This window comes from Pseudomonas sp. JUb42 (assembly GCF_024807945.1).
GTDB lineage: Bacteria > Pseudomonadota > Gammaproteobacteria > Pseudomonadales > Pseudomonadaceae > Aquipseudomonas.
This window is the reverse complement of sequence record NZ_JANUFD010000026.1, coordinates 1-22992: the sequence shown is the minus strand read 5'-3', so window position 1 is coordinate 22992 and position 22992 is coordinate 1. Positions and strand designations below refer to the sequence as shown.

Genomic DNA, 22992 nt, shown 5'->3' with positions numbered 1-22992 from the left:
TGCAAGAGCTAGACCACTTCGTTACCACCCAACACAAACTCAATAAAATAAGGTTACTTTGCGTGACAAGGGTCATTGACAAGGGATTTATTATTTTTAGAACAGGCTATTCCCATTTCAAAAAAACAGCGTATACACTTTAAAAACGCAGCGAGACGACCTCGCCTTCGAACATGAACAGCCACACGAACAGATGAAGGAAATGCCCATGCCCAGCACACCAAGAATCGCAATCGTCGGCGCCGGACTGGGTGGCGCCGCAGCCGCCACGCTGTTGCAGCAGGCCGGTTTCACGGTCGATATCTACGAGCAGGCGCCGGAGTTCTCGCGCATCGGCGCCGGGATTCACATGGGTCCCAACATCATGAAAATCTTCCGCCGTATGGGGATCGAGCAGGCGCTCAGCGGCATGGGTTCGCATCCGGACTACTGGTTCAGCCGTGACGGCGCCAGCGGCGACTATCTGTCACGCATTGCCTTGGGCGAGTTCGCCGTCAAGGAATACGGCGCGGCCTATATCACCGTGCACCGTGGCGACCTGCATGCCCTGCAGATGTCCACCATCGCCCCCGGCACCGTGCATTTCAGCAAGTGCCTGGAGCGCCTGGAAGAAACCGACACCGGCGTGCGCCTGAGCTTTACCGACGGCACTACCGCCCAGGCCGATATCGTCATCGGCGCCGACGGCATCAACTCGAAGATTCGCGAAGAACTGCTCGGCGCCGAGAAACCGCTGTACAGCGGCTGGGTCGCCCACCGCGCACTGATTTCCAGCGACGTGCTGCGCAAGTACAACCTGGACTTCGAGAACTGCGTGAAGTGGTGGAGCGAAGACCGCCACATGATGGTCTATCACACCACCGGCAAGCGCGATGAGTACTACTACGTCACCGGCGTGCCCCACGCAGCCTGGGACTTCCAGGGCAACTGGGTGGACAGCAGCCAGGAGGAAATGTATGAGGCCTTCGCCGGTTATCATCCCACCGTCCAGGCTCTGATCGAATCCACCGACAGCGTGACCAAGTGGCCACTGCTCAACCGCAACCCGTTGCCCCTGTGGAGCCGTGGTCGCCTGGTCCTGCTGGGCGATGCCTGCCACCCGATGAAGCCGCACATGGCCCAGGGCGCGGGCATGGCCATCGAAGACGCCGCCATGCTCACCCGCTGCCTGCAGGAAACCGGTCTGGGTGACTACCGCACCGCCTTCGCGCTCTACGAAGCCAACCGCAAGGAGCGCGCATCCCGAGTCCAGGCCGTATCCAACGCCAATACCTGGCTGCGCACCCAGGAAGATCCGGCCTGGGTCTACGGTTATGACCTGTACGGTCAGGAACTGAAATCCGGGGTGGCCGCGTGAGCACATTCATCCACGGCGGCAACGTCCAGGCCAATGGCATCCGTCAGCACTACCTGCGCTACGGCGGCGCGCGTCATGCGGGGCGCCCGGCGCTGATTCTGATTCCCGGCATCACCAGCCCTGCCATCACCTGGGGCTTTGTCGCCGAACGCCTGGGCCAGCACTTTGACACTTACGTACTGGACGCTCGTGGTCGCGGCCTGTCGTCCACCGGGCCGGAGCTGGATTACAGCGTGGATACCTGTGCCGACGATATCAATGTCTTTGTCGCAGCCATGGGCATCGAGCAGTACCACCTGGTCGGTCACTCCATGGGGGCGCGCTTTGCCGTACGCAGTGCGGTTCGCCAGTCCCGTGGCCTGCAACGTTTGGTGCTGATCGACCCGCCGGTATCCGGGCCTGGCCGACGCGAGTACCCGAGCAAGCTGCCGTGGTATGTCGACTCGATCCGCCAGGCACAACAGGGCATGGACGCCGAGGCCATGCGCGCCTTCTGTGCCACCTGGACCGAGGAACAGTTGCAGCTGCGCGCCGAATGGCTGCACACCTGCTATGAGCCGGCCATCGTGCGGGCCTTCAATGATTTCCATGAGGTGGACTTCCACCACGACCTGCCACACCTGCCAGTGCCCGCCCTGCTGATGGTGGCTGAACGCGGCGGCGTGATTCTGGCCGAAGACGAAGCAGAGATTGTTGATCTACAACCGGCTATCGAGATCGTCCATGTGGCGGATGCCGGGCACATGATTCCTTGGGATAACCTGGAGGGCTTCTTTGCCGCCTTTGGGAATTTCCTCGGGCAGCCGTTGAATTAACGCTGGGTGTGGGAGCCGCCTTGGTGGCGATCGAGTGCGCAGCACTCGCAATAATGTCGGCGACAGGGCTGCCCCATCGCCAGCAAGCCGGCTCCCACAGGATCGTATTCCAACGTAAAACCGTTATCCGTAAAGGAGCACGCCATGAGTCAAGAGCAAAGCGCGGACGCCAACTACCAGGGCGTGTGGGGCCAGCGCATCGGTTTCGGCAAGAAACCGGCGCTGCTGATGATCGATTTCATGCAGGGCTACACCACCAGCGGTGCACCTTTATACGCGCCGGGGGTAGTCAGTGCGGTGAAGGAAAGTGTTGAATTGCTCGCCTGTGCCCGACAACAAGGCATTGTGGTGGTGCATACCAATATCCGTTACCACCCCGGCCACTTTGCCGACGGCGGTATCTGGGTAAAGAAAGCCCCGGTCATGAAGGACATGGTTGAAGGCAATCCCCTGGCGGCGTTCTGTGAAGAAGTGCTGCCGCAGGACAACGAAGTGGTGATCAGCAAGCAATACGCTAGCTCGTTTTTCGGCACCAGCCTGGCGTCGATGCTGCACGCCCAGGGCATCGACACCGTGGTACTGGCCGGTTGCTCCACCAGCGGCTGCATTCGCGCCACCGCCGTGGATGCGGTGCAGCACGGCTTTCGGACCATCGTCGTGCGCGAATGCGTCGGCGACCGCCACCCGGCGCCCCATGAAGCGAACCTGTTCGATATCGACAGCAAATATGGCGATGTCATCAGCAAGGGCGAGGCGATGGAGCAGTTTCACATTTAATGACGTGCTGACATTGGGGTAGCGAGTTGTGGGAGCGAATTCATTCGCGAATGCGGTACTTCAGACGATACAAATGCGTCGTATGTAATGGCCTATTCGCGAATGAATTCGCTCCCACATGAATTGATCCCGAGTGACAAAAGAAACACCGGAACCAGGCCATTTAGAGCACTGGTCACCACTGCCCAAGCGCGCTGAACAGCTGCTTGGCAGTCTTCTGACACTGCCTTTGGAAGTCGCCATTTCGGTGCTGCCAAAGCACCTGATATGCGGCTATACAAAAACCATAAGTCACCGCCAGGAGACAAATAATGCCCTCTGCGAACAGCTCAACCGTGACCTCGGTCACGGACCCGATCAAAGCGATGTACCACAAGATCACCTGGAAGCTGATTCCGTTCCTGTGCTTCTGTTATCTGGCGGCTTATCTGGACCGGATCAATATCGGTTTCGCCAAGCTGCAAATGCTCTCCCAACTGCAATTCAGCGAAACCGCGTTCGGCCTGGGCGCCGGACTGTTTTTCGTCGGTTATATCCTGTTCGAAGTGCCCAGCAACCTGGTGCTGGAAAAGGTCGGGGCGAAGATCTGGATCGCACGGATCATGATCACCTGGGGCCTGCTGTCGGCCTGCACCATGCTGGTCACCACGCCGACTCAGTTCTATGTGCTGCGCTTCCTGCTGGGCGCGGCTGAAGCCGGCTTCCTGCCGGGGGTGCTGTTCTACCTGACCACCTGGTTCCCGACCCATCGCCGGGGTCGGATCATCGCCCTGTTCATGATCGGTCTGCCGCTGTCGAGCGTGATCGGTGGGCCGCTGTCGGGCTGGATCATGGGCCACTTCGACCAGGCCGCAGGGCTGCGCGGCTGGCAATGGCTGTTTCTGGTCGAGGCAGTGCCCAGCGTACTGCTCGGCATCGGTACGTTCTGGGCGCTGCCCAACGGCCCGGCCCAGGCCAAATGGCTGAGCAGTGAAGAGAAAGTCCTGCTCGAAGGCGAGCTGCGCCTGGACGATGCCGATAGCAAGGACAGCAAAACCAGCTTCAAGGACGGCTTTTTCAACCTCAAGGTGTGGATGCTTGGCGGCATCGACTTCTCGATCCTGCTCAGTGCCTACGCCATGGGCTTCTGGATGCCGACCTTCATCCGCAACGCCGGGGTCATCGACCCGTTTCATATTGGCGTGCTGACCGCCCTGCCCAGCGTCGCCGCGCTGCTCGGCATGCTGTTCATTGGTGCCAGCTCGGACCGTCATCGCGAACGCCGCTGGCACATCATCGTGCCGTTCCTGATCGGTTCCGTGGCGATGGCGACCAGCACCTTCTTCACCCATAACGTCGCGGCGACCGTGGCCCTGTTCGCCATTGCCTCGGCGGCGATCATTGGCGCAGTACCGGTGTTCTTCAGCCTGCCGGCGACCTTCCTCAAAGGCACCGCTGCGGCTACCGGCTTCGCCCTCGCCTGCTCGCTGGCGAACATTGCCGGGTTGGTCAGCAACTCGATGATGGGCATCGCCATCGACGTCACCGGCAGCAGCGCCGGGGCATTGTGGTTCTTTGCCGGGTGCCTGATTCTCAGCAGTCTGTTGGTGGTCGCACTGCCTGCCAAGTTGGTTAACCGCTGATTAAAAAATCATCGGCAGCTAAATAACCGCGGTTCTGTGGGATTTGCCGTGTAGCCGTATATCGCATTTATAAAAAGGAAAAATCATGCAGGGTTTTCTGAAGAGCTGTGCCCTGGCCCTCGCCGTCGGGCTGGCCGCCAGCGCAGCGCAAGCAACAGAGAAAGTCATCTTCGACACCGATTTCAACGTGCTCAACGACGATGGCCAGGCCTTTATCATGCTGGCCCAGTTGCACGCACAGAAACGCATCGAGCTGCTGGGCATGACCCTGGTCAGCGGCAATGCCTGGGTCGATCAGGAACAGGTAGACGCCCTCAAGGCCGTGGAGCGCATGGGCCTGGAAAAGGAAGTGGGCGTCTACTCCGGTGCCGCCTATCCGCTGCTGCATGACTACGCCACCTATGAACAGGAAAAGGCCCTGTTTGGCTCGGGCTGGCCGGGGGCCTTCAAAAACCCGCGACCGACCTCCGCCAGCCAGTTGGTCGCACCGCCGGACTGTATGGCGACCCACACCAAGCTGCGCAGTGAGTCCGCAGCGCAATTCATCATCGACAGCGTCAAGCGCAACCCCCACGAAGTCACCCTGCTGGCGGTCGGCCCTCTGACCAACCTGGCCCTGGCCATCCGCACCGCGCCGGAAATCGTGCCGCTGATCAAGCGCATCGTGTACATGGGCGGTGCCATCGAGATACCCGGCAACACCACGCCTGCGGCGGAATTCAATTGGTGGTTCGACCCGGAGGCCGCGCATATCGTCCTGCGTCAGCCCATCGAACACGTGATCTTCCCCAACGACGTGTGCGAGAAGGTGATCTTCGACGCCTCGGTGTATCAGCGCATCGTCGCCAGCAAAGGCGTGATCCCGGACCTGTACAAAAGCGTGTTCGGCCCGACCTTCGCCAAGGACCAGACCTATCACAGCTTCACCTGGGACAGCCTGCCCGCGCTGTTCCTGGTCCACCCGGAACTGGTTACCGAATCGAAGGATCTGTGGGTCGATGTCGACGCCCATTTCGGCCCGGACTACGGCCGCTCCATGGGCTACAAGAAAGGCGCGCCGGTCGGTACGCAGAAAGCCAAAGTGGTGTTCGGTATCAATCAGAAGCAGTTCTGGGATGAGTATGTGTCGCTGGTAACCTTGCCTGCGCCGGTGAAGAAGCCTTGAGGATGAAATGCCCCGGCAAAAACAGCCGGGGCACATGAGTCAGGCCCTGCGCGGTACGTACTCGGACAGGTAGGTGACCGAAAAGGGTACGCCAGGAAAATCCAGCTTCAGTCGCGGCAGGACAAAACCACCGCAGGACGGACAGGTGTCCAGGAAGGTAAAGACGTTGATACTGCGCAACGCTATACCCTCCATATCGGCTCGAACAACCGTTGCCAGCAGGCGCTCGGCGTCCAAGTGACGTGGAAAATCATCAACCACCAGCGACTCGGCACTTCGCGTCACCGGCAAGCTGACGAAATCCGGATCAGGACCTCTATCGCGGGTGATCGCTCGGGCATCGCGATACGCAACACCGTCAATCAGTGTTTCAGGGCCGTCGGATTCCACCTGCAGTTTTAGACGTTTGGCTTTTTTGCCTGCTGCCAGAGCGTAATACACTGCCCTGTCGCCGTTTTGCGTGGTGATAGAAACAAAGGCCACGTTACTGCCTCCGGTCTGCCCTCTGATCAAATCCTTTGTTTCTTGAGCTGCAATATTGTGCAGGTCCAACTCAATCCAGAGCTTCTTCGGATTCTGCACAGGCAATAGATTATTGAGCACATCAACAATCGCTCGCTGCTCTTCTTCTGATCGCTCGATAAGCGGTTTGAAATCACCAATGAACGCTTTCGTCATGGCAACGAAGTTTTTCTGCTCCATGTCTCCAGTGAGAATCCGAGAGGCGTAGCTGAGAAGTTCGTTCTCTTTGTGCTCGAATTTGCACCACAGGACGTACTGCTCATAAGTATCCAGCCGGTATAACTGCAGGAAGGGCATCACAGCTCTTTCTTCAGGCCCCAACATGTCGAAAAGCAAGCGTGCAAGATTCTCGCGGTACTGGATAGCTTGAGGCTCCTTGCGGGCCAGGCGGTATTGGTCGCGCACGGTCAGATACTCATCAATCAGCTCCCGGTCGGTCTCGCTCTGCAACTTCAACCGATTAAAACTCAATCCAGCTTCGTCTGAGGTCTGTTGCTCCATCGCCCAATAGAACACTCCGGTATCCGGCTCGACGACTATCACCTCATGAGTGGTGAGGCTTAGCCTGATGCCTCTCAATGTCCGGGCATCACCAATGCCATTGGCGATACTGAACAGTTCAATCACGGGTACATCATGATTGAGGACCGCCTCGTCAAACTGAAAGTCAGGCCGAAACCCCAAGCGCAACTGCATCGATAACCGCCCTGCGAAGGTGTCGCGATATACCACCGTATCAGGCACCAGAAACGTCTCACGCTCTTCTTCCGTCAGGGCAGCCAGAGTCCCCGGCACGCGGCGAACGGGCGGTACCCATTTGCAGACCTTGCCGTCATTGATCATTACATCGATTGTCTGTGCGGGATTCTCCCAGGCCACCAGCCTGAACAGACGATGCTCGCGCCCCTCGAACGCCCAACTGATATTGCTGCCCAGATGATCACGCACGGTATCGAGCAATTGCGGAACTTTACTGACCAGTTTGATCCCGCTTGTGCAGGCCGTTTCTTCAAGATCCCGCTTCGGACGACAGAGGACTTCGGCCTCCTCAAACCCGGATTCGCTCATAGACGAAGGCGCCACATCCAACCTGCGCAAGGCCACATGCTCAGCACCGCTATCAAGACGATAAACCCTGTCACCCACCAGAATATCGAACACCCTCTCGCGCCGTTCGATCACCCGAGTCTGGCAGCCCCGGTCGATCCACATTTCATGGCCTCCCTCTTCCGTCAGCCGTGCGGGTATCACAGGCGGGTAATGGCCGGGCGTAATGCTTTCGGCCGATGACAATTCGATGCCAGACCTGTCAGCGATAAGCGCAAGGCGTTTGCCGTAGACCTGATCGGTGTAAGGGTCCAGCACGCGGTAATCGGCCGTTTCGGCACTGCCAATATTGCGTGCAGCGATGCCGGGCAACCCATCCAGGGTGGCGCGTTCACCTTTGCTCAATGCCACACCATCGAGCAGCCATTCAGGGTGCCTGATGGCTTGGCGCAGCGTCGGTACTGTGACGAACAGCCCCTCCCACAGCGACCGCGACAGGCGCACGCCGGGCTTGAGCAGATCGACGAAGCCCAGGGCCGTGGTCTGCCGGGCAATATCAATACCTAGCCGGCCCAGCACCGTGCCGAGCGAGCGGGCAGCGGACAGCACGCTCAACTCCCCCGCCCGCAATACAAGAATCGCCGTGGAGCGCAGAAACTGGCCCATGGGCACCAGGGTCACCACTGCGTCCAGCGCGCAGTTGAAGATCACCCCCGCCGAGTGATCGCCTTTGCGCAGGTCGGCAATGCAGCCATAGAAGGGAACGAACAGGCGGGCAAGTTGATCGGCGACCTGCCGCTCATGGGCCCACAGTTGCTCCCAGTCGGTCTGATGCAGATGTTGGCTCTGCAGTTGCTCAAGGGTCGGTGCCAGCAGATGTGCGGCAGCAGTCTTGGCCAGTTGCTGGCGCATGCTCTGCACATTGCCATCTTCGACAAAGACCAGCTGCGCCGCAGGCTGTAGCGTTCCTTTGAGCGGATGGCGCGGCGACTTCGAGGAACGGGACACCGTGCCATGCAGGTAGGCATCGCTGTCCAGCGCCACCAAGGGTGTCACCTCAGCCTGGACCACATGCAGTGCGTGCTCTTCATGATGATGTATTGCCTGAATGGGACTGAGAATGCCCGTTGACTCGCTATCCTCCACACGATACTCGAATCGATTGGCGATGCGTCGAGCGACGCCAGCTGCGGGGATAATTTCAAAAAAGACTTCAACTGCATGAGAGTGGTCATGAAAGTCGACGCGCCGATCGCCCGGCTGACACCGGATGAACAGCCCTTGAAGCGCTTGCTCCTTGTCGAAAATGACCCGGCTGACCTCACAGGTATAGTGGGCAAGCAACGTCTGGTCGGCATCGGGCATCTCTGCCAGCAGGCGCTCGATGACCTTGGCCTTCGCAGCGATCAGGGATTCCTTGAAGGTCGCGAACGCCTGCTCATAGCGCTGCGGGACGGCCGGCTTACCCGCCTTGCAAACCTCGCCCATCATCACCAGTTCTTCCACCGTGGCCAAACGCTTGCCTGCCAGTTCGGTGATCCAGTGATCCCATTCGTATGACCCGGCAAGACTCAAGCCATGCGCCTGCAGCACCGGCCAATGATCGACCTTTACCCCTTGCGGCCATAGCCATGAAGGCACGGCAGCGGCGTGCAGCAGCGTGTGGGCGAGTTTTTTTCGATCCGGTGGCTTGATGGCCAACAGGCTATGTAGCGCCTGGGCATGCAAGTCCTGTTGTTTCTTCAGGTACTCCAGCGCCTGAAGGGTCTGGGCCAGGTCTGCTTGGGCAATGCCCCGATCCAGCGTGACAGCGCCATGGGCCTGGGCATAACGCAGGGCAGGAACAATCGCGGCCCTGGCCCAGGCCCTCTGTACGACAGGATCGCTCGACTGCGACAGAGACTGCCCCACATCAAGTAGCTCCTCATACTTAAGGCGCGGCAACGTCTCTGGCGCGACCCCCTGCAGAAACCTGGCGCATTGGACAAGCGCCACACTCTGCAACGAACGGCCATAGCAGAAGTGATCGGCAACCTCCCGGACCAGCAACTCCGGTGCCAGCTCCCGCAGCAGCAGATACTTGAGCATTGCCAGGGTCGGCGCACTCGCCCCGGCGTTGCATTTAGCGAGATGGTCCGCGACCTCTTCGAGCAACCTCACGTGGTTGTATTGAGTGATATCCCTGTTCGGGAACAGTTGTTCAAGAAAGCCATCGCTCGCCGCGCCGATACAAAACCGCTCGATGATCGCCCGGCCAAGCAAGGCCTGGCTGATCCGTGGCGAAGCCTGCTCACCGCTGTACCAGTCCATGCGTTTTAACAGGGGTTGGCAAAAACGTTGGAATGGCTGCGTTTGCATCAGGGCAATCCACCTGTCGTGAGCGCTCTGACTCACGGCGAGTGCCGCGTTATCAAGGCCCACTACCTGAAACAGCGATTCAGCGTTATCGACGCTACTCCAGCTCGCCATATACGGTACGGCGTCAGTCAGCCAGGCGATGCCTGGCAGAGGTTCGAAAATGTGCGGTGAATCCGCAGAAGGGTCATTGGCCATGTTCAAGATTCCAGTAGTCCGAGTGAGCAAAAAAGTGGCTGACACTGGAAAAACGGAATCGAACCAACGAGTCTTTTTCAATCAGCAAAGTCGACGCGGTAAGTAGGTTTTTTCTGCGACTCAGGACGTTCTGAAGCTCTGGATATCCGGCCGGGAAGTGCTACCCTGCGCGGCGTCGATGCGGATGTAAGCAAATATTACATACGCATTGATCCACGCCCTTCAGTCACTCGATCATGAGATTGCCCCATGCGCCTTTCTGCTGTCCTGTTCACCGCTGCCCTGTCGTTTTCTCTGATTCCTGCTGCGTTCGCCGCCTCGGATGCGGTGGTCGGTTTCTCGCCGAAAATCGGCGCACAGTCGGCCCAGGACGTGGTCATCGATGCTATCTCCCACGCCAAACACAGCATTGTCATGGCCGCTTATTCCTTCACCAGCAAGCCCATTGCGACTGCACTGGTTGACGCCAAGGGGCGCGGTGTGGATGTACGCCTGGTTGCCGACAAGCGTGGCAACAGCGGCAAGTACTCCGCCACGACCTTTGTCGCCAACAAGAACGTGCCGGTACGCCTGAACGGCAAGTACGCGATCATGCACAACAAGTTCATGGTCATCGACGGCACCGATGTCGAGACCGGTTCGTTCAACTACACCCAGGCCGCCGCCACCAAAAACGCCGAGAACGCCCTGTTGCTGCGCGGCGTGCCTGATCTGGCCGCCAGCTACACCCAAGACTTCGAGAAGCTGTGGAGCGAAGGCGAGACCCTGGCGCCGGCTTACTGATTTTTCTGTAGCACCGCCTGCGCTGCGTCTTTGGGCAAGCGCAGGTTATCGAGCATCGCCAGCACGGCAATCAGCGCCACACCGAGAAATACCAGTTGGAAATCGGCGGTGGCGACCGCCCCGCCATTGCCATGAACCAGCATGGCGCCGCGCAGCAGCAAGGCACCGATAGCCACCCCGAGGCCCATGCTGAGCTGGAAGAACATGCTGAACAGGGTCGAGGCATCACTCATCCGTGGTTTGCTGATATCGGCAAAACCGAGGGTGTTGTAGGCGGTGAACTGCATCGAGCGCGACAGCCCGCCGACAAACAGAATGAACAGGATCAGCGGCCAGCCCACGGCTTCGTCGAACCAGGCGCAGGCGGCAATCGCCAGGACGCCAAGCACGCCATTGACCAACAATACCGGGCGGAAGCCCCAGCGCTGCATGATCGCGGTGGTGAACGGCTTCATCGCCAGGTTGCCGGCAAATACCGCCAGCACCAGCAAACCCGCATCGAACGCCGACAAGCCAAAGCCCAGCTGGAACATCAGCGGCAGCAGGAACGGCAAGGTGCTGATGGCGATACGAAACAGCGAACCGCCGAACAGGCTGACCCGGAAGGTCTGCACCGCCACCACATCGAGGTTGAGCAACGGCTCGTCGCGGCGTCGCATATGGCGCCAGGCAACGGCCGCCAGCAACAGGCCCAGGGCGGTCACGGCCAAGCCGGTCCACAGGCTGTGCTGACGCTGGCCGAGCATTTCCACCCCATAGAGAAAAGCCCCGCCGGCGCTGCTGGTCAGGACGAAACCCATCAAGTCGAAACTGCGCCTTGTCGTCTCGTTATGTTTGGGGATCAGGATCACTGTAGCGATCAGGGCGACGAGGCCCAATGGCAGATTAAGGTAGAAAATCCACGGCCAGCTGCTGTGGGTGACAATAAAGCCCCCCAAGGGCGGGCCGAGGATCGGCGCCACCAGACCGGGCCAGGTGATCACCGAAATGGCCCGCACCAGGTCCTTCTTCTCGGTGCCACGCAGCACCGCCAGCCGCCCCACCGGCACCATCATTGCCCCGCTGATGCCCTGCAATATCCGTGCGCCCACAAAGCTCTCCAACCCCGTGCTCAAGCCGCACAGCAGCGACGAAAGGGTGAACAGCACGATGGCTGACCCGAAGATCAGCCGCGACCCAAAGCGGTCAGCGAGCCAGCCACTGATCGGGATAAAGATGGCGATAGCGAGCATATAGGCGCTCATGCCGATATTCAGGTCTACCGCCCCAACACCAAAGGTGCGGGCCATTTCCGGCAACGCGGTGGCGATCACCGTGGCGTCGAGGTTTTCCATGAAGAAGGTCACGGCCACCAGAGAGGCGATGGCGGTCGAGCGGGAAATGGGCATTGCAGAGGGCTCCGGGGCAGATATACACCGGGGATTCTATTCCGTTGGAGAGAGGCTTGCCCGTGAAGAGGTCGGCACATCCAACATATTCTTTACGGCTGAAAATCCATTCGCGGGCAAGCCCGGCTCCCACAAGGTACGCACAATCCCGTAGGAGCGAGGCTTGCCCGCGAAAGCGATCTGCAAGGCTCAGCAGATGTACTGAGTGTACTGGCCTCTTCGCGGGCGAGCCTCGCTCCAACGAATTAAGTTTGCAGTTATTGATCGGCGGGCGTATAAATGAGCGCTTACTCACTTATTAAAAGCCCTGCTCGTCCATGGCCCGTCCGAAAAGCGAAGACAAGCGCAACGCCATCCTCGACTCCGCCCTGCATATCTTTGCCGAGCTGGGCTTGGGTGCGCCGACAGCGAAGATCGCCAAGGGCGCGGGCGTGGCCGAGGGTACGCTGTTCAACTATTTCGAGACCAAGGACGAGTTGCTCAACCAGTTGTATCTGGAGCTCAAGGTCGAGCTGCGCGACATCATGCTGCCGGGCTTCCCCCGGGACCAGAGCATCAAGGCACGCCTGCATCACACCTGGTGCATCTACGTGGACTGGGGCGTGGCCCAGCCGCAGAAGCGCAAGGTCATGGCCCTGCTGATGATGTCAGACCGTCTCACGCCGCAGAGCCGTGAAGCCGGGCAGGAAGGTTTCCGGGAACTGGGCGAGGCCCTGCAGATGAGCGTCGACTGCGGCGTGTTGCGCGATCAACCGGTGGATTTCACTGCGGCCATCATGCGCAGCCTGGCCGAGACCACCATGGACTTCATGAGCCTTGCACCGGAACAGGCGGAGCGCTACCGCGAAGCCGGTTTCGTCGCGTACTGGAATGCAATTGCCAGGGACTGAGCGTTTCACCCCGTTTTTATTTACCCAATAAATGAGTGCTTACTTACTCATATACTGCAATTCAACAGGAGATACCTTCATGTCTAAAGTCTGGTTGATCAGCGGCAGTGCCAGTGGCCTGGGCCGCAATATTGCCGAAGCGGTACTTGCCGCCGGTGACTGCCTGCTGGCCACGGCACGTGATCCGCAACGTCTTGACGATCTGGTTCAGCGTTACGGCGAACAGATCCGCACTTTTGAGCTGGACGTCACCGATCCGCAAGCCGCCAAGGCCGCCGTGCAAGCGGCCGTCGACGCCTTCGGCCGCCTGGATGTGCTGGTCAATAACGCCGGTTATGGGCATATGCAGGCCTTCGAACAAACCGACGAAGCAGCCTTCCGCCTCGAGTTCGAGACCAACTTCTTCGGCGTGGTCAATCTCAGCCGCGCCGCTGTTCCGGTCATGCGCCAGCAGCGCGCCGGGCACATCATTCAGATTTCCTCGGTGGGTGGCCGCATGGGCATGCCAGGCTTGAGCGCCTATCAGTCGGCCAAGTTCGCCGTGGGTGGTTTTTCCGATGTACTGGCGGCCGAGCTCAAGCCCCTGGGCGTGCAGGTCACCACCCTGGAACCGGGCGGCATGCGTACCAACTGGGCGGTGCGTGCCCGTGGTCATGATGAGCCGGTAATGGCCGACTATCAGCCAAGCGTCGGCGCCTTGCAGGAGCTGTTGCGCAATATCGCCGGCCAGGAAAACAGCGATCCGGATCGCGTGGCCCAGGTCGTCCTGAAGATCGCCGATCACGCGCAACCGCCCCTGCGCCTGCTGCTGGGCAGCGATGCATTGCAGTACCTGACCCCAGTGGAAGAAGCACGCTCGGCGGCGGCTGAACGCTGGAAGGCGGTCACTGCCTTCACCGATCTCAGTTCTACGGCGCCGGTGCCTGAGTTGCCAGTGGAATAACAAAACTGTGTGACCAAAAAGGTGAAAGCACAATTCTGTAGGAGCGTGTCCTGTGAGATGGGCGTTGTGGGGGCGAATTCATTCGCGAAAGCGGCATTGCAGACGACGAATATCTATCGGATGTACCAGCCTCTTCGCGAATGAATTCGCTCCCGCAGATTCGCGCCAACAATATTCGCTCTTAGAGCTCCTCCCACAAACATGCTGTATCGGAGTAAGCCCATGAAAATCCTCTTATTCGGCGCCACCGGCATGGTGGGCCAGGGTGTCTTGCACGAATGCCTGGCGGCCAGGGATGTCGAGCGGGTCATCACGGTCGGTCGCACTGGGGTCGGCCAGTCCCATCTCAAACTGGAAGACATCGTGCAGGCCGATCTATACGACTACAGCAACCTGGAAGACCGTCTGCGCGGTATCGATGCCTGCTTCTTCTGCCTGGGAGTCAGTTCTCTGGGCATGAACGAAAGCGACTACAGCCGCGTGACCTATGACATTACCGTGGCAGCGGCGCAAACCCTGTCCCGGCTCAATCCCCGAATGACCTTCGTGTTCGTTTCGGGCGCGGGCACCGACAGCAGTGAACAGGGCCGCAGCATGTGGGCACGGGTCAAGGGCAAGGCGGAGAACGCCCTGCTGCGCCTGCCATTCAAGGCGGTGTACCTGTTCCGTCCCGGCGCCATAAAGCCGCTGCACGGACAAAAGTCCAAGACCCCGATGTATCGCTTGATCATCAGTGTCTTTGGACCGTTGTTTTCGCTGTTGCACTGGCTGCTGCCGAACACTGTGCTGAGCACCGGGGTGATCGGCCAGGCCATGCTTAATGTGGCGCGACGTGGCGCACCGCAGCAGGTGATGTATGCCAGGGATATCAACGCTGCTGCGCAGTGATATCCCTGTCGGGGACAGTCACTTTTTCAGCGCGTCGTAGGCTTCCAAAGCATGCAGGGAATAGATATAGGCAGCACCGGCATTCAGGGAGATTGCCGTGGCCAGGGCCGCTGCCACTTCTTCACGGGTGGCACCGGCCTTGATCGCGGCTTCGGCATGGGCACCGATACAACCGTCGCAGCGAGTGGTGATGGCCACGGCCAGGGAAATCAGCTCCCGGGTCTTGGCATCCAGCACATTGTTTTCGGCGGCGGCATCACCCAGGGCACCATAGGCGGCGACCATTTTCGGATTGCTCTTGGCCAGGGAGCCAAAGGATTTTTTCACGGTAAGAACGAGATCGGACCAGTTGCTGAACATGAGGGTATCTCCAGAAAATTAGACGGCATCGACAACACACACAGTGTCCGTCGACGGCGCTTGTCGAACTTTCGCAATACGCTCAACTTCTTGTCCGAAACTCGCAAATGCAGGGTGTCGACGTCTTATTCACTCTAGTCGACACGGCTTTAGCAGGAACTGACTGTTGTTTTTGTGGGAGCGAATTCATTCGCGAAAGCAGTATTTCAGACGGCAGAGACATGCCGATTTTACCGCCCTATTCGCGAATGAATTCGCTCCCACAAACTGCACGTCCTCTACTCGCGCCTACTGAATCTCACCCGCCTCAGTCCCAGGCAATCAGCCCAGCGCCGCCACCACCATGATTTCCACCAACACTTCCGGCTTGGCCAGGTCGGCCTGGACGGTGGCGCGGGCCGGCGCGCCGCCTTCAGGGAGCCAGGCGTCCCAGATTTCGTTCATCGAGGCGAAGTCACGGTCGATGTCTTTCAGCCAGATCTGTGCGCTGAGCAGTTGCCCCTTGTTACTCCCTGCTTCGGCCAGCAGTCCGTCGATCTTGGCCAGTACCTGTTGAGTCTGTTCCTTGATCGGCAGGCTCAGGTCATTCGGGACCTGGCCCGCCAGGTACACCACGCCGCCATGGATCACGGCGCCGGACATGCGGGCATTGCTCTGCAGACGTTGAATCTTGGACATGAGTACTACTCCTTGAAATGAGGATCGATCAGCCGCACCAGGCGCTGTGCGCTGCCAAAGGCCAGGGTCAGGCCCAGGGCGCCCTGGCCGCTGTTGATGTAGAGATTGTCGCAACCACTGACCGACACCACCGGGCGACCCGTCGGGGTCGCCGGACGCCAGCCGGTCCAGGGTTGGCAATCTTCGACGCGCCAGCCTGCACCGAACAGCGCCCGAGTGGAAGCCTGCAGTTGCTCGATACGCTCTTTCGGGATCGTCGCATCCAGCCCGGTCAGCTCGACCATGCCCGCTACACGCAGTCGCGAGCCGATGCGGGCGAACACGGTTTTGCGGCGCATATCGGTGACACTGACCATCGGTGCCGTCACTTGCGCATCAATCGGCAGGGTAATGCTGTAGCCCTTGAGCGGGTAAACCGGAATACGCGTGCCGACCTGTGCCAACAGTCCCGTGCTCAAAGCGCCGGCCGCCAGCACGAAGGCATCGGCTTCGATCTGTCGCGGTCCTTCGCTGAGATGCTCTACCGCCAAGGCCCGAACGCGTCGGCCGTCACGGACAATAGCCTGCACCCTGGTGTCGAAATACAGGGGCACGCCCTGCCCCGCCAGCAAGCGCGCCAGTTCCTGACACAGTTTGCGGCTGTCCACCGAACACTCGCCGGGCGTATGAATCGCGCCATGAAACTGACTGGCATAACCCGCCAGGGCCGGTTCCACGGCCAGGGTCTCGGCCGGGCTGAGGATATGTTGCAGGGCACCGTGGGCGGCCTGGAACTTCACCTGTTCGCCAGCCTTGCGCAAGCCTTCCGCATCGGGGTACAGCACCAGTTTGCCGGTGCGGGCAAAGTCGCAATCGACCTGCTCCTCGGCCATAAAGGCATCGACCGCCCGGCGGCTTTCCTGCGCCAGTTGCAGCAGCTCCACCGTCGTCTCACGCGAGGTCGAGGTACGACAGGCGGCAAGAAATTCCATGCACCAGCGCCATTGCTCGACGCTCCACTGCGGGGCGAATTTCAACGGCCCGCTGCGGTCCAGCAACAGCCCCGGAATGCCCGGCAGCAACGACGGGTCGGCCAACGGTTGCACGTAGCTATAGCTCAGTTGCGCACCGTTACCCGCGCTGGCGCCCATGCCCGGCCCCGCCGCCTGATCGATCACCGTGACCCGGTGCCCGGCCTTGTGCAGGAACCAGGCGCTGCTCAGCCCGACGATGCCCGCACCCACCACACAGATATTCATTACGCTACGTCCTTATCCACCAGGTCCCAGCCCGCAGGCCGTTGCCGATGCCAGTCGCTGATCTGCTGATAGGCATGGCCGATACGCAGGATCAGCGGTTCGGCAAAGGCGCGACCGACGATCTGCATCGACACCGGCATGTGTTGCTCATCGAAACCAATGGGCAACGCCACCGAGCACAGGTTCAACAGATTGGCGAAACGCCCGAGCAGAGCCAGGGGCGTGCCGTACTCGTCGACCTGCTCCAAAGGCACGCTGCCGATGGCGTTGGTCGGGAACACGCAGGCGTCAACGTTGAGCATGGCCTCTTCCATCGCCTGACGGGCGGCGCGGCGCTGGTTGTGCAGCTTGATATAAGCGGCGGCGTCAATGGCCTTGCCGCTCAGTACCCGACGTTGCACATGAGGGTCGAAACGCAGGCCCTCGCGCTCGAACAGCCCGCCCAGGTTGGCATAGCCCTCGGCGCTCATCAGCCCGCCCGCCACACCCATGCAGTAATCCAGAGACGACGGCAACGGCTGCTCCACCAGTTGCATGCCCAACGTCGCCAATTGCTTAAGGCCTTTATCGTAGGCCGCCAGTACGCCGGGAGCGATCTGGGCGCGCTCGGCTTCGGGCAGCACCCAGAGCCGCAGTCCGGCCACCGGCCGGTTCAGCCCGGCACTGGCGCTGACCACTGGAGCCCTTGCCGATACCGCGTCCAGCGGGTCCGGCCCCGACAACGCATCGAGCATCCAGGCGGCGTCTTCCACGGTATGGGTGATCGGGCCTACGGTATCCAGTGACGGGCAGAGTTCGATCAGGCCATGGCGGCTGATCAGACCACGAGTGGTTTTCAGCCCGACCAATCCGCACATGCCCGCCGGAATCCGCACCGAGCCACCGGTATCAGTGCCCAGCGCGGCACTTGCCAGACCGCTGGCCACCGCCACCGCTGAACCGCTGCTGGAGCCGCCCGGCGCGCGATGGACATTACGGTCCCAAGGGTTCCACGGCGTCCCCATCACCGCATTGGTGCCCCAGCCGCCAAAGGCAAATTCCACGGTGTGGGTCTTGCCCAACACAATCGCCCCGGCCTGTTCCAGACGGCGCACCGCAGTGGCGGTCAGGCTGGAAATACGCGGCGCCTCGGCCAAAGAGCCACCGGTAATGGCCTGGCCGTCAATTTCGAACAGGTCCTTGATCGCCACCGGTACCCCATGCAGCGGCCCCAGGCGGATCCCGGCGGCGCGCTGGCGGTCAGCGGCGATGGCGGCGTCCAGGGCACGCGCAGCGTAGGTTTCGACATAGGCATTGAGCTGGCCGTCGAAGCGCTCGATACGTGCCAGTTGCGCCCGCACCAGCGCTTCACTGCTCAGGGCGCCGCTGGCCAGGGCCTGTTGCAACTGGCCAATGCTGTAGGAGGTGATGTGATCCAGGTGGCTCATGATTGACCTCGAAGGGTTTTGCGGCCCCGTGAGAAACGCTTTTCCAAAGCGCGGGACAGCAAGGACAGAGGGAAAGCGATAACGAAATAGAACAGCCCGACCAACAGGAAGATGTGCATGGGCAGGAAGCTTTCCGAGGCAATGGCCTTGGCCGCCAGCATCAGCTCATCGGTGGCGATCAGGGCGCACAAGGAGCTGTCCTTGAGGATCGATACATAGGCATTGAGCAGCGGCGGCAACATGCCGCGAATCGCCTGGGGCAGAATCACCGCGGTGAACGCCTGCAAGGGCGTCAGGCCGGTGGCGATGGCCGCTTCGCGCTGGCCACGGTGCAAGGCATCGAGGCCGCCGCGCAGAATCTCGGCGATATAGGCCGCTCCTTGCAGGCCCAGGCCCAGGGCACCGGCCCAATAGCCAGACAAGGTCAGGCCCAGGCTCGGCAAGGCGAAATACAGCGCCAGCAGCAAGGCCAGCAACGGCACGGCGCGCATGGCCTGGATGAAAAACACCGCGCAGCGCTTGAGCAAGGCACTGGTACTTTTCATGGCCCAGGCCAGCAACGAACCGAGCAGCGCCGCCAGGGCAAAACCGGTCAGAGACAGCTCGGCGCTGACTTGCGCGCCCTGCCACAGGCGAATGCTCCAGTCGCTCCAGTACTCCGGGTACTGCATGAAAAAACTGATCATCGCGGCGCCCCCCAGTGACGTTCAAGGCGGATAAAAGCCAGGCCGATGGGCACAATCATCGCGGCGTAGATACACATCACTGCCAGGTAGATCAGCGAGGTCTGGAAGGTCGAGGTCACCAGATTACGGGCCAGGAACATGATCTCCGGCACGGCAATGGCCGAGGCGATGGAGGTGTCCTTGATCAGTTGCGTGACGTAGTTGGCGAAGGCCGGCAGTGCTGCGCGCAAGGCCTGGGGCAGCAGCACGTAGCGCAGGATCTGGCCGTGACCAAGCCCAACAGCCAGCCCGGCCTCATGCTGGCCGACATGCAGCGATTGCAGCCCGGCGCGAAAGATATCGGCCAGTACCGCACTGCCCACCAGACTCAGGCCGACAATCGCCGCCAGCCAGGCCGGCAGGTTGATGCCCAGGTACGACAGGCCGAAATAGATCAGGAACAGATGGGCCAGGGCCGGGACGTTGCGCATCCATTCGATAAAGCAGGCGATCAGTCCGTGGACGATGCGCGAGCGGCTGAAGGTCATGCTGATGGCCAGCAGCAAACCGCCGACACTGGCCAGCACCAGCGTACACAAAGCGATTTCCAGTGCCGTCAGTGCGCCCTTGAGCAGCAGCGGCAGCAGGCCGAGAAAGATTTGCAGGTTGGCCATCAAGCACTCTCCAGGGCCACGCGCCCGAGAAAACTGCGGGTGCGTTCATGCTGGGGATGGTCGATCACCTGCGCCGACGGGCCCTGCTCGACGATATGGCCGCCGTCCATGAAGATCACCCGGTCGGCCACATCACGGGCAAAGCGCACTTCGTGGGTGACCATGATCATGCTGCGGCCCTCCTCGGCCAGCTCGCGAATCACTGCCAATACTTCACCGACCAGCTCCGGATCGAGGGCCGAGGTCGGCTCGTCGAACAGAATGACTTTCGGTTGTTGCGCCAACGCCCGGGCAATCGCCACACGCTGTTGCTGGCCACCGGACAGTTGCTCGGGAAAGGCATCGGCCTTGTGCCGCAGGTGGACCTTTTCCAGCATTGCTTCGGCCAGCTCGTACGCCTGCTTGCGCGGCATGCCCTGGGCCTTGATCGGGCCGAGGGCGACGTTGTCCCGCACGTTCAGGTGCGGCCACAGGTAGAACAGCTGGAAGACCATGGCGATTTCCCGACGCTGCGGAGCCATCTCGCGATCACTCAGCAGGCGGCTGCGCTGACCGTTCCTGACCTGGCCGATCAGCTCGTCACCGAGCCAGATCTCCCCGGCCGTGGGCTTTTCCAGGTAGTTGATGCAGCGCAGGCAGGTGGATTTGCCCGAGCCGCTGGGGCCGATCAGGGACAGGGTTTCACCGGGTTTCAAGTCCAGACTGATACCCTTGAGGACCTCCAGGTCGCCATAGTTTTTGTGCAGTTCGTGCACGCGCAGCAAGGAAGGTTCGGGTGGGATCGACATCTTGGCTCACCTCTTTTATTTGGAATTTGCGGTAACTTGTGGGAGCCGCCTTGGTGGCGATCGAGTGCGAAGCGCTCGCAATAGCTTCTGTGACTGATCCGCCGCCATCGCCAGCAAGCCGGCTCCCACAAAGTCAGTCAGACATCCCGATGGTATTTACTTGCAACCTGGCAATGTCCAGTCCGCAGGACGGTCGACGCCCAGGCGCAGGTCCTTGCCTTCAGGCACATACCAGACGTCCTGAGTCAGGCCGTAGCGGGCGCCGATCTTGCGCATCTCGCAGGCTTTCCACATGGCCTGGATCTGCTCGTTGACCGCCGCTACCAGGGCCGGGTTGGCCTTGTTGAAGCCGAACACCACCTGGCCCAGACCGGTCAGCAGCGGGAAGTCCGGGTTGTTGTCAGTAAAGGCGTTGAAGCGCAGGTGCCATTGTTCGTTGCGGGAAATGGCGTACTGCATGACCGGAGGATCACCGATCACCGCGTCGATACGCCCGGACAGCAGGTCGCGTACAGCGGCGTCCGAGGTGTCATAGAGGGACACCGTCAGCCCCTGGATCTTGCGCATTTCAGGAATGAAGGAGAAACCGGTGATGGTCCCCACCTTCTTGCCTTCCAGATCCTTGAGGCTGTGCCAGTCGGTCTTGTCGGTCTGTGTGATGCCGTTCTTGAAGTAGTGGATCGGGTCGCTCAGGGCCATGATTTTCGAGCGCTGCTCGGTCCAGCCCATGGTCCCGGCCATGACATCGACGCGCTTGGCCTGCACTGAGGCGATGGTCCCGGACCACTCCATCAATGCCGGTTTGACCTTGAGCCCCAGTTTCTCGGAAATTTGTTGAAGGATCTCGCCATCATAGCCAACCATCTTGCTATCTTGATAACCGGTGCCTGGCATATCGCCACTAAAGGCGATGGTCAGGCTGCCCGGTTCCACGGTTTCCACTGCCAGTGCAGGGAGCGAAGCCAGTACAGACACCAGTAAACCGGCGCATAAACCACTGAAACGTAGTACAGGGGACTTTTTCATGAACCGCTCCTCGATCAACTCTTATGGACAACAGGATGTTTGGCAGTGGCCCCATCGTAGTAGGATCGCAGGCATTAACGGTTGGACGGTTTGCACGAATGATTGAACATTTGCGACATCCGCAAGGCGCACCGGAAAAGCTCGTCGCGCAACTGGATCAGGACCGCCCTGGCAGCGGCAGCCAGCGCAAGGGCGGCAGCGAACTGTCCATCGGCATCCTGCTGTGGCCGCGCTTTCCCCTGCTGTCGTTGTCCGGCCTGACCGACGCCCTGCGCCACGCCGCCGATATCGGCGACCAGAGTCGGCCGATCCGCTGCCAATGGAAGGTGTTGGGCACGCCGGGTCAGCGCGTGCTGTCCAGCAGCGGCCTCGACGTGCCGGTGGACAGCGACCTGAGCCACCCCGAGCGCTTCGACTACATCGCGGTAATTGGTGGCCTGATGGATACCCTGGACCAGGTGCCGAAAAGCTACACCGCCTTCCTGCATCAGGCGGCCGCCGCCAAGGTGCCGCTGATCGGCCTGTGCACCGGCAGTTTCGTGCTGGCGCGCAATGGCCTGATGGAGGGACGCACGGCCTGTGTGCATGCCTATCACGGCGATGACTGGAAACAGCGCTTCCCCAATCTGCGTTTCGTCACCAACAGCGACTTCCTGATCGACAAGGACCGCATCACCTGCGCCGGGGGCATTTCCGTGCTGGAACTGGCCATCCACCTGATCGGTCTGCACTGTGGGCCGGACCGGGCGGGCAAGGTGGTGCACCAGATGACCGTGGCCAAGAACACCTCAAGCAGCTTCGTCGACCGACGCAAGGCCCTGGGCTACGCCAGCTCGTCCAACCGCCGCCTGCATGAAGCAGTGATGCTCATGGAAAAACACATGGCCGAGCCTCTGGAAATCGAAGCCATCGCGCAACTGGTCGGCACCAGCAAGCGCCAACTGGAACGGATCTTCGTGGTCGAAACCCGCAACACCCCGGCGCAGTTCTACCGCCAGGTACGCCTGCGCTTCGGCCGTTGGCTGCTGGTCAGCTCGGACCGACAGATTGGCGAGATTGCCTTCGAATGCGGCTTCGCCGATGCGCCGCATTTCATTCGCCAGTTCCAGAGTGCCTTTGGCTTGTCGCCGGGCAAATTGCGCCGGGCGCTGGAGAAGGATGAGTTGGCCGATCTTTTATGAGCCAAACTTGGTGCAGGATGGAAATGATCGGCTGGGTGGCTGTTGTGGGAGCGAATTCATTCGCGAAAACGATAGTGAAGACCAGACAAACGCGTCGAATGTACTGGCCCCTTCGCGAATGAATTCGCTCCCACATCTATGGTTCCCCCTTTTTCTGCAATACTGTTTTTGATGCGTGTAATGGCTTGCTGCAATCTATCCGGCG

The 22992-nt window shown here is 60.4% G+C and carries 20 protein-coding genes; 10 read left to right on the top strand and 10 right to left on the bottom strand.

The features are described from left to right. The first annotated feature begins 208 nt into the window (after positions 1–208). From M2401_RS33285 to M2401_RS33265, 5 genes are all read left to right on the top strand, one after another. Positions 209–1357 (top strand): FAD-dependent monooxygenase, encoded by a 1149-nt coding sequence (locus M2401_RS33285; RefSeq protein ID WP_259111161.1) that lies wholly within the window; start codon positions 209–211, stop codon positions 1355–1357. Then, positions 1354–2172, top strand: a complete 819-nt coding sequence (locus M2401_RS33280) for an alpha/beta fold hydrolase (protein WP_259111159.1) — start codon at positions 1354–1356, stop codon at positions 2170–2172. Before M2401_RS33285 ends, M2401_RS33280 begins: the two co-directional genes overlap by 4 nt. 144 nt (positions 2173–2316) lie before the next feature. Further along, the gene (locus M2401_RS33275) at positions 2317–2949 is read left to right on the top strand and encodes an N-carbamoylsarcosine amidohydrolase (protein ID WP_259111157.1); all 633 of its coding nucleotides are present in this window, start codon (positions 2317–2319) and stop codon (positions 2947–2949) included. Positions 2950–3260: 311 nt separating this feature from the next. Continuing rightward, on the top strand, positions 3261–4571 hold the full coding sequence (locus M2401_RS33270) for an MFS transporter (RefSeq protein ID WP_259111155.1): 1311 nt from the start codon (positions 3261–3263) through the stop codon (positions 4569–4571). An 85-nt stretch (positions 4572–4656) separates the two neighbouring features. After that, positions 4657–5736 (top strand): nucleoside hydrolase, encoded by a 1080-nt coding sequence (locus M2401_RS33265; protein WP_259111153.1) that lies wholly within the window; start codon positions 4657–4659, stop codon positions 5734–5736. A 39-nt stretch (positions 5737–5775) separates the two neighbouring features. Here M2401_RS33265 and M2401_RS33260 read toward each other — a convergent pair whose 3' ends face one another. Then, a complete protein-coding gene (locus M2401_RS33260) occupies positions 5776–9858 on the bottom strand; it encodes a deaminase domain-containing protein (protein WP_259111151.1) in 4083 nt (1360 codons plus the stop codon). Between the two features lie 249 nt (positions 9859–10107). Here M2401_RS33260 and M2401_RS33255 point away from each other — a divergent pair, with 249 nt between their 5' ends. Beyond that, positions 10108–10641 (top strand): phospholipase D family protein, encoded by a 534-nt coding sequence (locus M2401_RS33255; RefSeq protein WP_259111149.1) that lies wholly within the window; start codon positions 10108–10110, stop codon positions 10639–10641. Here M2401_RS33255 and M2401_RS33250 read toward each other — a convergent pair. Next, the gene (locus M2401_RS33250; protein ID WP_259111147.1) at positions 10635–12029 is read right to left on the bottom strand and encodes an MFS transporter; all 1395 of its coding nucleotides are present in this window, start codon (positions 12027–12029) and stop codon (positions 10635–10637) included. The two genes, M2401_RS33255 and M2401_RS33250, sit on opposite strands and share 7 nt — an antisense overlap. A 317-nt stretch (positions 12030–12346) precedes the next feature. On the opposite strand from M2401_RS33250, the gene M2401_RS33245 reads away from it, so the two are divergent. From M2401_RS33245 to M2401_RS33235, 3 genes are all read left to right on the top strand, one after another. Beyond that, positions 12347–12919, top strand: a complete 573-nt coding sequence (locus M2401_RS33245) for a TetR/AcrR family transcriptional regulator (RefSeq protein WP_259111145.1) — start codon at positions 12347–12349, stop codon at positions 12917–12919. 79 nt (positions 12920–12998) lie between these two features. Further along, entirely contained in the window at positions 12999–13862 is an 864-nt protein-coding gene (locus M2401_RS33240) for an oxidoreductase (RefSeq protein WP_259111143.1), read from the top strand. A gap of 222 nt (positions 13863–14084) precedes the next feature. Next, entirely contained in the window at positions 14085–14750 is a 666-nt protein-coding gene (locus M2401_RS33235) for an NAD-dependent epimerase/dehydratase family protein (protein WP_259111141.1), read from the top strand. Positions 14751–14768: 18 nt separating this feature from the next. Here the strand turns inward: M2401_RS33235 and M2401_RS33230 are convergent, their stop codons facing one another. The 8 genes from M2401_RS33230 to M2401_RS33195 all read right to left on the bottom strand — a co-directional run bounded on the left by M2401_RS33230 (position 14769) and on the right by M2401_RS33195 (position 21606). After that, positions 14769–15110: a carboxymuconolactone decarboxylase family protein gene (locus M2401_RS33230; RefSeq protein ID WP_259111139.1), complete on the bottom strand. Its 342-nt coding sequence runs from the start codon at positions 15108–15110 to the stop codon at positions 14769–14771. Between the two features lie 321 nt (positions 15111–15431). After that, positions 15432–15788 (bottom strand): RidA family protein, encoded by a 357-nt coding sequence (locus tag M2401_RS33225; protein ID WP_259111137.1) that lies wholly within the window; start codon positions 15786–15788, stop codon positions 15432–15434. Positions 15789–15793: 5 nt separating this feature from the next. Further along, on the bottom strand, positions 15794–17026 hold the full coding sequence (locus M2401_RS33220) for a D-amino acid dehydrogenase (protein WP_259111135.1): 1233 nt from the start codon (positions 17024–17026) through the stop codon (positions 15794–15796). Then, positions 17026–18453 (bottom strand): amidase, encoded by a 1428-nt coding sequence (locus M2401_RS33215; protein WP_259111133.1) that lies wholly within the window; start codon positions 18451–18453, stop codon positions 17026–17028. The genes M2401_RS33220 and M2401_RS33215 overlap by 1 nt, the downstream gene beginning before the upstream one ends. Next, the gene (locus M2401_RS33210; protein ID WP_259111131.1) at positions 18450–19139 is read right to left on the bottom strand and encodes an amino acid ABC transporter permease; all 690 of its coding nucleotides are present in this window, start codon (positions 19137–19139) and stop codon (positions 18450–18452) included. Before M2401_RS33210 ends, M2401_RS33215 begins: the two co-directional genes overlap by 4 nt. Further along, positions 19136–19792 (bottom strand): amino acid ABC transporter permease, encoded by a 657-nt coding sequence (locus M2401_RS33205; protein ID WP_259111129.1) that lies wholly within the window; start codon positions 19790–19792, stop codon positions 19136–19138. The genes M2401_RS33210 and M2401_RS33205 overlap by 4 nt, the downstream gene beginning before the upstream one ends. Beyond that, positions 19792–20580 (bottom strand): amino acid ABC transporter ATP-binding protein, encoded by a 789-nt coding sequence (locus tag M2401_RS33200; protein WP_259111127.1) that lies wholly within the window; start codon positions 20578–20580, stop codon positions 19792–19794. Before M2401_RS33200 ends, M2401_RS33205 begins: the two co-directional genes overlap by 1 nt. Positions 20581–20736: 156 nt before the next feature. Then, on the bottom strand, positions 20737–21606 hold the full coding sequence (locus tag M2401_RS33195; RefSeq protein ID WP_259111125.1) for an ABC transporter substrate-binding protein: 870 nt from the start codon (positions 21604–21606) through the stop codon (positions 20737–20739). Between the two features lie 98 nt (positions 21607–21704). Between M2401_RS33195 and M2401_RS33190 the strand changes: the two genes are divergently transcribed. After that, positions 21705–22787 (top strand): GlxA family transcriptional regulator, encoded by a 1083-nt coding sequence (locus tag M2401_RS33190; RefSeq protein WP_259111123.1) that lies wholly within the window; start codon positions 21705–21707, stop codon positions 22785–22787. The last annotated feature ends 205 nt before the right edge of the window (positions 22788–22992 follow it).